General features: G+C 46.4%; 12 protein-coding genes, 1 pseudogene and 1 riboswitch. Of the genes and pseudogenes, 7 read left to right on the top strand and 6 right to left on the bottom strand.

The annotated features are described in order from the left end of the window. The first annotated feature begins 710 nt into the window (after positions 1-710). Positions 711-1,544 carry a hypothetical protein gene (locus V3S16_RS11775; RefSeq protein ID WP_413885161.1) on the top strand — a complete coding sequence of 278 codons (834 nt, stop codon included), beginning with the start codon at positions 711-713 and terminating at the stop codon, positions 1,542-1,544. Between the two features lie 28 nt (positions 1,545-1,572). On the opposite strand, the gene V3S16_RS11780 is transcribed toward V3S16_RS11775, so the two are convergent. Continuing rightward, on the bottom strand, positions 1,573-1,800 hold the full coding sequence (locus tag V3S16_RS11780; RefSeq protein WP_413885163.1) for a hypothetical protein: 228 nt from the start codon (positions 1,798-1,800) through the stop codon (positions 1,573-1,575). Positions 1,801-1,846: 46 nt separating this feature from the next. Continuing rightward, entirely contained in the window at positions 1,847-2,251 is a 405-nt protein-coding gene (locus V3S16_RS11785) for a response regulator transcription factor (protein WP_413885165.1), read from the bottom strand. A gap of 208 nt (positions 2,252-2,459) precedes the next feature. On the opposite strand from V3S16_RS11785, the gene V3S16_RS11790 reads away from it, so the two are divergent. After that, positions 2,460-3,116 carry a response regulator gene (locus V3S16_RS11790; protein ID WP_413885167.1) on the top strand — a complete coding sequence of 219 codons (657 nt, stop codon included), beginning with the start codon at positions 2,460-2,462 and terminating at the stop codon, positions 3,114-3,116. Between the two features lie 106 nt (positions 3,117-3,222). On the opposite strand, the gene purB is transcribed toward V3S16_RS11790, so the two are convergent. From purB to V3S16_RS11810, 4 genes are all read right to left on the bottom strand, one after another. Beyond that, on the bottom strand, positions 3,223-4,575 hold the full coding sequence (gene purB, locus V3S16_RS11795) for an adenylosuccinate lyase (protein WP_413885169.1): 1,353 nt from the start codon (positions 4,573-4,575) through the stop codon (positions 3,223-3,225). Between the two features lie 132 nt (positions 4,576-4,707). Next, positions 4,708-5,136 carry an exodeoxyribonuclease V subunit gamma gene (locus tag V3S16_RS11800; RefSeq protein ID WP_413885171.1) on the bottom strand — a complete coding sequence of 143 codons (429 nt, stop codon included), beginning with the start codon at positions 5,134-5,136 and terminating at the stop codon, positions 4,708-4,710. Further along, positions 5,126-6,736, bottom strand: a complete 1,611-nt coding sequence (locus V3S16_RS11805; RefSeq protein WP_413885173.1) for a GMC oxidoreductase — start codon at positions 6,734-6,736, stop codon at positions 5,126-5,128. The genes V3S16_RS11800 and V3S16_RS11805 overlap by 11 nt, the downstream gene beginning before the upstream one ends. Before the next feature lie 183 nt (positions 6,737-6,919). Next, entirely contained in the window at positions 6,920-8,509 is a 1,590-nt protein-coding gene (locus tag V3S16_RS11810; RefSeq protein ID WP_413885175.1) for an aldehyde dehydrogenase family protein, read from the bottom strand. A gap of 465 nt (positions 8,510-8,974) precedes the next feature. Between V3S16_RS11810 and V3S16_RS11815 the strand changes: the two are divergent. The 5 genes and pseudogenes from V3S16_RS11815 to cobU all read left to right on the top strand — a co-directional run. Beyond that, positions 8,975-9,118 (top strand): annotated as a pseudogene (locus tag V3S16_RS11815) (BrnT family toxin); the annotation flags it as partial. Positions 9,119-9,120: 2 nt separating this feature from the next. Continuing rightward, the gene (locus tag V3S16_RS11820) at positions 9,121-9,264 is read left to right on the top strand and encodes a hypothetical protein (RefSeq protein ID WP_413885182.1); all 144 of its coding nucleotides are present in this window, start codon (positions 9,121-9,123) and stop codon (positions 9,262-9,264) included. Positions 9,265-9,268: 4 nt separating this feature from the next. Continuing rightward, complete coding sequence (locus V3S16_RS11825; protein ID WP_413885177.1) at positions 9,269-9,469, top strand: hypothetical protein; 201 nt, start codon at positions 9,269-9,271, stop codon at positions 9,467-9,469. A gap of 252 nt (positions 9,470-9,721) precedes the next feature. Next, positions 9,722-9,911: riboswitch (cobalamin riboswitch) on the top strand. Positions 9,912-10,035: 124 nt separating this feature from the next. After that, positions 10,036-11,547 (top strand): cobyric acid synthase, encoded by a 1,512-nt coding sequence (locus tag V3S16_RS11830; protein ID WP_413885179.1) that lies wholly within the window; start codon positions 10,036-10,038, stop codon positions 11,545-11,547. 13 nt (positions 11,548-11,560) lie between these two features. Next, on the top strand, positions 11,561-12,061 hold a 501-nt coding region (gene cobU, locus V3S16_RS11835), incomplete at its 3' end, for a bifunctional adenosylcobinamide kinase/adenosylcobinamide-phosphate guanylyltransferase (RefSeq protein WP_413885180.1).

A 12,061-nucleotide genomic window follows, 5' to 3' on the forward strand; every position in this document is an offset into this window, starting at 1 on the left:
CCGGAGGAGATCCTCTACCGGCTCGGCCAGGACCGGGTTGCACGGCAACAGGGCCAGCAGGCTGCAACCTGCAAGAAATATGATTATTTTCAAGAGTTTTTGCATTTAGATCATGATGAATGAGAATTTGCACGACATCCATATTAATATCGGTAAACGATATGGAAAACTTTAAATGAGATGTAACTCCAGACCTCGTAAATAATGACAGATTACGGAGAAAATTTTGGACAAAACGCGCCATCTCTAATCAAAGAGTTGGGTTCAAAGGTTCAACGTTCAAAGGTTCAGAGGTTGATCCCTCATTTAATTACCCCTATGGAATCAATGGTATAGGAAAAAAGCGCGAAGCGATTAACCTCTCCGAGGCGTAGGATCGTGCCTCTACGAGCCGGAGGCCTGAACGCTGAACGCTGAACGCTGAACCTCCTAACCCAGACCGACCGGATGTCCAATTTTTGTGAAATCCCGCAGTATATAACGGTCTACATTCATTTTTATCTGGTGAATGACGAGGTCTGAAGTTATAAAATAGCTTCGAGATTTTATACATAGTCTGCTTTCGGCGAACGTATAGAAAGTATAAGTTAAAGTTAATGTGCTTTCAAGTGCTAAATCGATGCAAGCGAATCACTTTTCATTGATGGTTAATCATGTTATAATTTCAAGGTACAACTTGGTTCACTTTGCTCACAATTGGTTTTTCGAAAATGAAGAAATTTCTTTTAATTTTTCTCATACTTGTTCTGGCTCCATTATTGTCGGACGCAGACACCGTTATTTTAAAAAACGGTATGCGCTTTGAGTCAGATAAGATCTGGCAGGAAGGCAATGAAATTAAGTGCTACAGAAATGGTATAGTCATCGGTTTTTCGAAAGACGACGTTGAGCGAATTGTCAAAACAACCCCCGCAGCGGCTGATATTGCAGTACCGGCAGCTAAACAAATCAAAGATTATGATGCAGATAAAAATAAGAGAAATAACGAACAAAAAGAAACAGTTGAAACTGCGCCGGCAATTGTCGCAAAAAGCCCGGAATTTAATTTTAATGCAATTAAAGAACGATTTGAACGTATTCAAAAAGAATTGGACCTGGCATACCAGACCTTGCTGAAAGAATTTGAGCAGCTTGAAACGGAAAAAAAACGCCTCAGGCCCGGAACCACGCCTATAAAATATAGTGAAAGAGTATTAAGATACTATCAAAATTTAAAAGATTATGAACGCAAACGCAAGGCCTTCAACCATGAAGTCGAAGCCTATAAAGCGCAGGTTGAAAAAGAGAGCTACAACCAGGTGTTCGACGACAAAAAATTTTCAATGATACTCAAAAGATGGCTGAACGGTCCCGTTGATGATTTTATCGATCAATGGGGCTATCCGGACCAAATCATCAAGATGCCTGGCGGCGGCAGACAATATCGGTTTAACGTTGAGATTATGTCATTTGTGACCCGAAAAATTGTTCTTGAAACAGGCCCTTCCGGCGAAATTGTCGAATTTAGAACGGATGTCAAAAAAATCAGCAGAGGAGTACAGTAGCACCCGGCCTTAACAAAGACCTGCCATTCTATCCTACTTGCCGATAAATCTCTGAAGAAACAGTATAAAATGGCGTCGTATCTCCGGATAAAACCGGCCCTTCTACTCCAGCTGCTTTCATCAGCTTGTGATAGCAGTCAAAACAAGCCCAAGATTCCCAGTGAAGTTTGGCAGCATGATCCAGACAATCACCATAATGGGGACAAAAGATGTTTCTGTCTCCATTTTCTCGAATGGGGTTGGGATTTTTATTCATAGTCCATCTCCTTGATTGACTTTTTTCCAATAAGCGCTTAGGAATTTCACGAGTCTCTGGTTATGCCTTGCCAGTCAAAACCGAGGTCTGACAGAACGGATTCGACCAATTCGAAAGTCTTATCGCCGGTCCATGAGTCCTTGTCGGCAAAATGGTCCGCCCCGGATTCGAGAGCGGCTTGCCGATATTCAGGCAGATCATATGCTGTAAAAACCATGATACGGGTATCGGAATAATCGGTTTTGATTTTGCGAGTCAGGTTAATACCGTTGATGTCAGGCAGATGCATATCCATGAATATCAGATGCGGCCGGCACTTATCGACCTTTTTGAAACCTTCCTCTCCTTGGGAGGCCTCTTCAACAGCAATAAACGGGAATCTGCCTTCCAAGGCCTTTCGCAATGAATATCGAAAAGGACTGTTATCGTCAATGATCAGTATCGTGAACAATGGATGTACCCGCGTCTTCCGGCTGTGAGACCTTTAAGCTTAATTGCCTTTTTGCCGTCGCTCATAAAAAAGGGTATCATTAGGCTAAATCCCCTTTACTAAACAAGTTTGGCATGATAAATGGAGCGAACACTGTATATTACGCTCAAATAAGCTGTATTTATTATCCGCAAAAATACTACCAAGTGGCAGTTCACGGAATTGTAATATGATAAGAAAACAAAAAATCGTCATAGCCGAAGATCATACTATCCTTAGAGAAGGGTTGCGATCGCTGTTATCTTCTGATGAAAAATACGAAATCGTAGGTGAAGCTGAAGATGGCCGTGACGCCATCCGCTGTGTTGAAAAACTGATTCCGGATCTTTTGCTTATAGATCTTTCCATGCCGAGAATGAACGGTATCGAAGCCATTAGAGACATAAAAAAACGACACCCGGAGATAAAGATTATTGCACTAACGGTGCACAAAACAGAGGAATACATTCTGGCAGCCCTTGACGCCGGTGCCGACGGGTATGTTTTGAAGGATGCCACTCATAATGAACTTATGATGGCCATAAGTAGTGTTTTATCCGGCAAACCGTATTTGAGCCCGGGTGTTTCTGAAAAGGTAATTGAAGGGTATCTGGAAGGAAGACGAACCTTAAAGGCCGGTTCAACATGGGATACCCTTTCACAGCGCGAGCGGGAGGTTCTCAAGCTGATTGCCGAAGGTTACAAGAACAAAGAGATTGCCGATATTCTCTTTATCAGTATAAAAACGGTGGAAAAACACCGTTCCAACTTAATGAAAAAGCTGGGTCTTCACAATGCGGCGGCACTGACCGCTTTCGCCATCGAAAAGGGGCTAATCACTCCCTAAATAAAATCGTGTTACGATTTTATGAAACGCGGCTACGCCGCAAAGAGGTTACTATCCTTTCTTTTAAATTTTAATTCCCCGCTGCAAAGCAGCGGGGAATTAAAATTTAAAAGTTGTAGATGCCGGTATAATTTTCGGGCGTGATTTTCAATAATTCAGATTTGACGCTCTGTGAAACCTTAAGGTTCTCAATAAAATCGGTAATTGTTTCACGGTCAATGTGTGCATGCTTGCGGGTTAGCTCTTTAAGGGCTTCATATGGCTTTGGATATCCCTCGCGACGCAAGATGGTTTGAATCGCTTCGCTAACTACCGCCCAGTTTTCCTGCAGATCGGCACGGATCGCTTCTTGGTTCAGTATTAGTTTTTCCAATCCTTTTAACAATGATTGCCAGGCAATCAGGGTATGTGCCATGGGTACCCCGATATTTCTGGTAACCGTTGAATCAGTCAGATCTCTTTGCAGTCTTGAAACCGGAAGTTTGGCAGCCAGATGCTCAAAAATTGCAATGGCAAAGCCAAGATTTCCTTCTGAATTTTCAAAATCGATGGGATTGACCTTGTGTGGCATGACTGAAGACCCGACTTCTCCGGCTTTGATCTTTTGTTTGAAATAATCCATGGAAATGTACGACCAGATATCGCGGTTCAGATCGATTAAAATCGTATTGATCCTTTTCAGGTTATCGCAAAAGGCAGCCAGATTATCGTAATGTTCAATCTGGGTGGTAACACTGGAGCGTTTCAGTCCCAATACTTCATTAACCAGATGATCGCCGAAAACGATCCAGTCGATTTCGGGATAAGCGGCGTGGTGGGCGTTAAAGTTGCCGATAGCACCGCCGAATTTGGCGGAAAAAGGTATTGTTTTCAAAAGTTCTGCCTGTTTTGTCAGCCGGTCGACAAACACATAAATTTCTTTACCCAAGCTGGTCGGCGATGCCGGCTGGCCATGGGTACGGGCCAGCATGGAGACTTCTCTCCACTGCTGAGACTTTGCTTTGAGCGCTGCAACGACCTCATCCAGAACAGGCTCTAAAACTTCAAGCCAGGCGTCCTTTAAAGAACGGGGGACAGCGGTATTGTTGATATCCTGGGATGTTAATCCAAAATGAATAAACTCATTGAATTTTTTCAGATTTAATGCATCAAATTTTTCTTTCAGATAATATTCCACTGCTTTGACATCATGGTTGGTGATCGCCTCAATATCTTTCACTCTGCGGGCATCCGCCGGCTGAAAATTTTTGTAGATACTTCGCAAAGAATCAAACAAACCTTTATCGAAATCTTTTAATTGTGGCAGCGGCAGGTTGCACAATGCTATAAAGTATTCGATCTCTACCAGCACGCGGTAGCGGATCAAGGCCCCTTCCGAAAAATATTTGCTTAATGTCTGCGTTATTTTGCAATAACGGCCGTCAACAGGAGAAATAGCATCTAACGGTGTAAGCTCCATAGTATTTACCTATAAATAAAATCGTGTTACGATTTTATCTTTCATTTGAATTCATCCCGCGCTGCAAGACTTCGGCGAGCTCCCCGAAGTCTCAGGGTCGAAGACAGTCGAGTCGCAACGGGAAATTCAAATTTAAATAGCACAGTTATAGCCATCATGCACCTGTTTTTTAATCAGAACCCTTTTAGCATATTCAAAGGACGATTCCGGAAAAAAAGGCAGCGGCTCGGACATGCCTTTCCAGTGCATGCCGGCCGGCAGGACCTTCATGATCCTGAAGGTCAAGGCGGCCGGATCAAACAAGGATTGATCCGGCAAATCCGGAATCAGTTTTCTAAACAGCTCCTGCAAAAAGGCATTGGGAAACGGAAAAGCACAATTGGCGCAGATCCCGTTGTGCCGGGCAAGCGCCATGGATACCCACCGCTGCATGCCCCTGCTCTGGACAACGATGATCTCCGGCGCAAGCGGAGACGGCAGGGGTTGCCTGACAAGGCGTGCCAGCTGCCTGGCCAGGATCTCCAGACGGTTGCCGGCATATATGTTCAAATCAGGTTTCATTGTCCGTGTCCTGCTTACCTTGCGGTGGAATATGGCTGATGGCATGTTCAGCCATGGCGGTAATGGTCAGGCCGGGATTAACTCCCAAATTGGCCGGGACCATGGATCCGTCAATCACATATAAACCTTTGTGACCGTAAACACGGTTTTGACCGTCGATGACACCCTGTTCCGCATTCGGGCCGATGGGACAGCCACCCAAAATGTGGGCAGTGATCCCGGTATTTAATAACACCTCATTGATGGAGCTTTGTGGAATGCCGCCGGTCTTACGGGCCAGAGCTTTAGTTATCTCCTGAGCTTGTGGAATAAAGACCGGTACTTTTTCCCGTTGAAATTCAGGCTTCGAAACAAGAGAACGTCTAAATGGCCACCACCAGCGCCGTTTAAAGCGTATCCTAACACTGTTGTCCAACGTCTGCATCACCAGCAGAATAATTGATCGCCGTGCCCACCCAAAGGGCCAAAGTAGCTGCAAAAAGCTTATCGGGTGGCAAATGATTTTTGCAAGCCATTTCAGTTGGCGCATTAAAGGGTTCCTGGCTTCGATGAAAATAGTGCTCAAAAGACTCATCAAATCAGAACCCTCAGGATAACGCACAGGTTCCACATGGGTCACATCATCGGGATAGATACTCGAGGTAATCGCAATGCCTTTGGAGTAATCCACATCGTCGTTCTTGGCACTGACTCCCATAAGTGTTTCACTGTTGGTGCGAACTCTTGAACCAAGTTGCGGTGACAGCCGTTTTAAAGTCCCCTGATCTTGGCATTTTAGAAGCAGGGGTACCGTGCCCAGAACTCCCGCCGCCAGCACCAGCTTGGCGGCCTCAAAAGTCCGACCCCCGCCGGAAAAAAAAGATGTGGAGCGCACGGTATCTATCAGGTAGCCGCCGCCGGGACGCTCTCGAATCAGGGTTGCTTTGGTCTCGGGAAAGATTTCTACACCCAGTTTCTCGGCCAAATATAGATAGTTTTTGTCAAGAGTATTTTTAGCATTGTAACGGCATCCGACCATGCATCCGCCGCAGAAACAGCATCCGGTCCGATGCGGTCCTTCTCCTCCAAAATAAGGATCCGGCACGGTTTTTTCCGGCTCACCAAAAAAGACCCCCACCTCCTGGAGTTTAAAAGTGTGTTCTCTGCCCATCTCCTCGGCCAATTCACGCAGCAACTCATCCGCCGGATAGATCTCTTTACTGCGGGTGACCCCCAGCATCTGCTTGGCTGTCTGGTAAAAAGGGCTAAGGATTGATTTCCAGTCACCCATCTCCGCCCACTGAGGATCTTTGAAAAATGCGTCCGGCGGTTCCAAAAGAGTGTTGGCATAACCCAGGCTGCCGCCACCTACGCCGGCACCGCTCAAAATCAACATATCGGAAAGCAGACTGATACGCAAAATACCGAAGCAACGCAAAAACGGCAGCCACAAATATTTGAAAATATTCCAGTTACTTTTGGGAAAATCTTCGGTACGGTAACGCTTACCGGCTTCCAGAACTGCTACTGCATACCCCTTTTCTGCCAGACGTAAAGCACTGACACTACCACCAAAGCCTGAGCCGATAATGATAAAATCGTATGTTTTGTTAGCGGCCATCCATGCACCTTATTAGAAACTGTAAGCGTTCACAGGTTCAGGGTTCAGAAGTTCAGGGTTACCTTTCGTAAGCGTTCACAGATTCAGAGTTCAGAAGTTCAGGGTTGCTTTTTTTGTTAACCTTTACTAACTAGCCCCGAACTTTGAACCTCTGAACCCTGAACCTCTGAACCCTTGAACCCGTTAACGGGTAGTGAAATAGCGTGGAACAATCTTCAGTAAATGCCACAAACCTTTTATGCGTTCGGAAACGGATCTTCCGTAGAGACAATTAACAACCCCGGACAACCCTTGAAATATGTTTTTACCGTGCGGATGCCACCACATGTTTTGCCTGGCAAAGGGCAGAACATCATGAACAATCACCTGGGGCTGGGTCATTTCATCAAATCCGATGGCACCGTGGGTGCGGCCGATACCGGAGGCCTTGAAGCCGCCCCAGGGGATTTCGGCCAGGCCGTGACTAACAAGATGGTCGTTAATGGTGATCACGCCGGCCATGATTCGGCGGCCCAGTTTTTCGGCGTACTGGCGGTTTTTGGACCAGACCGAACCGCTTAATCCCAGGTCGGAATCGTTGGCCAGAGCAACGGCTTCGTCCATATTCTTTACCTTCATGACTCCCAAGAGCGGGCCAAAGGTCTCGGCACGCATCACCAGCATATCGTGATGGACATCAGTCAATACGTACGCCGGCAGGATATGACCGGACCCGTCTCCGGGCGGCTGCGCGGAACGGGCATAGACTACGGCCCCTTTTGACAGAGCCTCTTCAAGGTGACGTTTAACTGTCTGAACTTGGCGCGCGGTGGTCATGACTCCGAGGTCTACATTAAAATCCAGATCAATGCCAACGCGTAAAGCTTCTACTTGTGTTTTCAAATATTTAAGGAACGATTCATAAACCTTTTCATGAACATAGATACGCTCAACTCCCCCGCAGGATTGACCGCAATTTGACAGCCCGGCCCAGACGGCGCCGGAGGCGGCCCGGTACAAGTCGGCGTCCTCACAGACCAGCATGGCATCGTTACCGCCTAACTCGAGCACCAGGGGAGTCAATGTTTCCGAAGCTTCTTTCATCAACTGTTTACCGACTGCTACGCTGCCGGTGAATAAGAGTTTGTCGATGCCGTTTTTGAGAAATGCACTTCCGGCCAGACGACCGGGAATATTGACGTGGGTAAAGATTCCTTTCGGAAGTTGTGCCGCCTTAAAGCATTCTTCCAATTTGAGGCCCACCATCTGCGTCTGCGTGGCAGTTTTCAAGATAACGGCATTGCCGGCCAGAAGTCCCATCACAACTTCTGAAAAGGGAATGGCAAAAGGATAGTTCCAGGGGGAAATAATGCCGATAACGCCGTACGGCACCCGGACGATTTTGGATATCTTGTTGGCTAACATGATATTGCCCGGCCCAAGGTGCCGATCTTTGAGGAATTTTTGAGCACGCTTGGCATAATAATCAACGCTCATTACTGCCGTCATGACTTCCGTGGACAACGCATCCACACGAGTTTTGCCGTTATCTTGGGCAATAACATCCGCAATTTCCGCGTAATTTTGACTAATATAATCCCGCACCCGCAACATGTGCTTCACCCTCTGTTTAACCGTCAGACGAGCCCATGATTTTTGGGCAATGCGGGCGGTGGCAATGATCTGTTTGAGCTCAGCAACAGGTGTCAGGGGCGAGTGTCCCAGAACTTCTCCGGTGGCGGGACTGCGGCAAACGGTTCGTTCGGACGACGGGGCCGTTAGATGAAGACTCATTAGATACTCCTGTCTATGATACTTGATAATGATAGAATTAAGTTAACAAATCATCAATAGTCTTTTTGTAAACCGTGGTCAAGGATTGAGGCCAGGCACCTTCCAAAAAATGAACCCCAAAATATTTGCGTTTGCCTTACATTATCTTCAATGATACTGATCCCTTTTGTACCTATTAGTACGGCAAGTTATCACATAATTCAATTTTCAAATTTGCTCTGGAACATTTCAACATTTCCTCTTGAGGCATCTGTCTCTAAAATTGACTTGTTATATGGTATTTTTTCATATAAAAATGTATTTAAATACCAAATTTATAATGGAATTTCGAATGATTGAAGTATGAGTATTATTTAATATCGGCGAGCGCTTAACGCTGGCCATAGCTCTACGACGGTAAGTTCATTAGTTCCTCATACTAGCAATGCTATATAAGAATGCAAAAAACAGCTGCGGAGAGATGCGTTGCAATATAATTTCGAATGGGATCCTCAGAAGGAGAAATCAAATAGGGTAAAGCACAAAGTAAGCTTTGAGCAAGCCGCAACGGTGTTTAAAGATCCGAGAGCTATATCTATTTATGATGAAAGCCACAGCGGTGATGAGGAGAGATGGATCACTATGGGACTGTCTTTTACGGGAATCTTGCTGATTGTGATCACACTTTTGAGCAAATTGACGAGGAAGTCGTAACCATACGCATAATTTCCAGCCGCAAAACTATAAAGAAAGAAGAACAACAATATGGGGAGTAAAGGAATGAAGGACGAATATGATTTTTCTAAGGGCGAAAGGGGCAAGTTTTACATTCCAGATGTTAAGCTGAATCTGCCCATTTATCTTGACCCTGAGAACTTCGCTTTTATAGAAAGTATCGCGAAGAAAAAGAATTCAGATCTCTCGAAAGTTGTTAATGATCTGATTAGAGCTGATATACATATCGCTGAATATGCAAAATAGCCCGCTATAGCTAATAATTTTTCTGGAAGACTTAAGTCAGAAAATACCATATCTTGCGGTAGCTCTTACATAGGCTCGGTGATTGATACCTGGTACTCTGCCTTCATGCATCCAGTCCATCTCACTAATGGTGTTAATTTGGGTTTCAAATCTACAGTTCAAAAGGCCCCGCCTCAACCTTTCTTATGGTTGTCAAAGCCTGCTGAAATCCCAATCCATAATTTTCTTGACTTTATTGCTGTTTTTTAATTATTTACTGGGGTCTGTTCAGGTGTTCCTTGAGAGCTTAATAGGGAACCCCGTGAGATTCGGGGACGGGCCCGCCGCTGTGATCGGGGACCAAAGCCGCAATAAACCACTGCTCATCTTCAGTTGAATGGGAAGGCGCGGCAAGTAGGATGATCCGAAAGTCAGAAGACCTGCCTGAATGGAAGGGAGACCTTGTAATTTTGCAAAGGTTTCAAAGGCGAAACCTGCGAGGACAGAGGTAAAGCCATGTGATCTTGAGGGTAAAAAAGGGACATCCCCGGGTTGATTCGATTTCGGTCCGGGGATTTTTTGTTGGAATGCATAACCTGATTATAAATAATACAAAACAGCAGGGGTTGTGTCTGGCTGTCTTGGGAACAGCGTCTGAGGTTGGAAAAAGCATCGTTACTACAGCCCTTTGTCGTATTTTTGCAGACCAAGGCGTACGGACTGCGCCGTTCAAAGCCCAGAATATGTCAAATAATTCAGGAGTTACGCCCGAAGGGCTGGAAATGGGACGTGCTCAGATCGTGCAGGCCGAGGCCGCCGGAATACCTCCGCACGTGGATATGAACCCGATCCTTTTAAAGCCCACCGGTGATACCGGTTCGCAGGTGGTAATCCTGGGCGAAGCGGTTGAGAATCTCACGGCCCGCCAGTACTATAAAAATAAAACCCGCCTGTTCTCCATCGCCTGTTCGGCATTAGATCGATTACGCGACACTTACGATATCATTATCATGGAAGGGGCCGGTTCTTGCGCCGAAGTCAATCTTATGCCGGACGATTTGGTAAATTTACGCATGGCCGAATATGCCGGCGCCCTTGTGATTGTGGTAGCCGACATCCACAGAGGCGGCGTCTTTGCCCAGATCATCGGAACCCTGGAATGTCTGCCTCAAAAACAGCGAGATCAGATCGCAGGATTTATCATCAACCGCTTTCGAGGGGACATGCGTCTATTTGACGACGGAGTCCGTTGGATACAGGAGCGGACCGGGAAAAAGGTGCTGGGCGTACTGCCATGGTATGACCACTTCCACATTGAGCCTGAAGATTCGGTGGTGATTGAAAACCCCAAAGCGATATCGCCGGCAAAAATCGATGCTCCGGCAATCGCAGTTATCCGCCTGCCCCATATTTCCAATTTTACCGATTTTGACAGCCTTTCGAGTTTGCCGGGGCTGGAGGTCTATTTTATTGAAAAAGTCCAGGACCTGTCCGGATTCAGGGCCGTTGTTCTGCCCGGATCAAAAAACACCCGATCGGATCTGCACTGGCTGCATACCACCGGATGGTCTCAAAAAATTAACGTTTATGCCGATCAGGGCGGACATCTATTAGGGATTTGCGGCGGATATCAAATGATGGGCCATGTTGTGCACGATCCGGAAGGTCTGGAAGGCCATCCGGGAAAAAGTCAAGGACTGATGCTCCTGCCGGTTGAAACCATTCTAAAAGCCCCCAAAACGACGACACGATCGCGATTCGCCTGGCAGGATATAGAAGGCACCGGCTACGAAATCCATATGGGACAGACCCGGCGGCTTGATGGAGAGCCTCTGTTTCAGGTCTTTGAACGCAACCGCATTCCATGTGAAACTGAAGATGGATGTACGATACACGCATCGCGCATTATGGGAACCTATATGCATGGGCTGTTCGATACGCCCGGCATCACCAGGCGCTGGTTAAACATTGTCGGTCTTGGCAAAATCACGTTGCCCGACCCTTATGGCCTGGCAGGCAAAGATACGGCCTATGACCACCTGGCCGCTCATTTTGAAAAACACATTGATGTTTCGGAAATTGTTAAACTGTTAAATTAGTCTGGAGTTAGCTGTGAAAGAAATCGTACTGATTATGGGAGGATGCCGGAGCGGTAAAAGCCGTTATGCTCTTGAGTTGGCGTCACAAGTAGCTGAAAAGAAAAATATATTTATCGCAACCTTAGTGCCCGGCGATGACGAAATGAAAGCGCGGGTCCGACGTCACCAAAAAGAGAGAGATCAACGCTGGAAAACGGTCGAGGCTCCCATCAGGCTGCCGGAAGTCATTAATGATCACGGCCTCAAAGGAAATGTTGTCGTTGTTGATTGTTTGACACTCTGGCTCAGCAACCTCCTGCTGGAAAGCGACGACCCGCAGAGAATCGATGAACAAATTCACGAGTTGATTCAAACGCTTGAAACGGCTCAATGCTCGATTTTTCTGGTATCGAATGAAGTCGGAACCGGCATTGTCCCGGAGAACCGGTTGGCAAGACTGTTCCGGGATATGGCCGGATTGGCAAACCAGAAGGTAGCATCCTGTGCAGATAGAGTCGTCTGGATGGTTGCCGGT

The sequence above is a fragment of the Candidatus Desulfatibia sp. genome, assembly GCF_036446775.1.
Lineage (GTDB): Bacteria > Desulfobacterota > Desulfobacteria > Desulfobacterales > UBA11574 > Desulfatibia_A.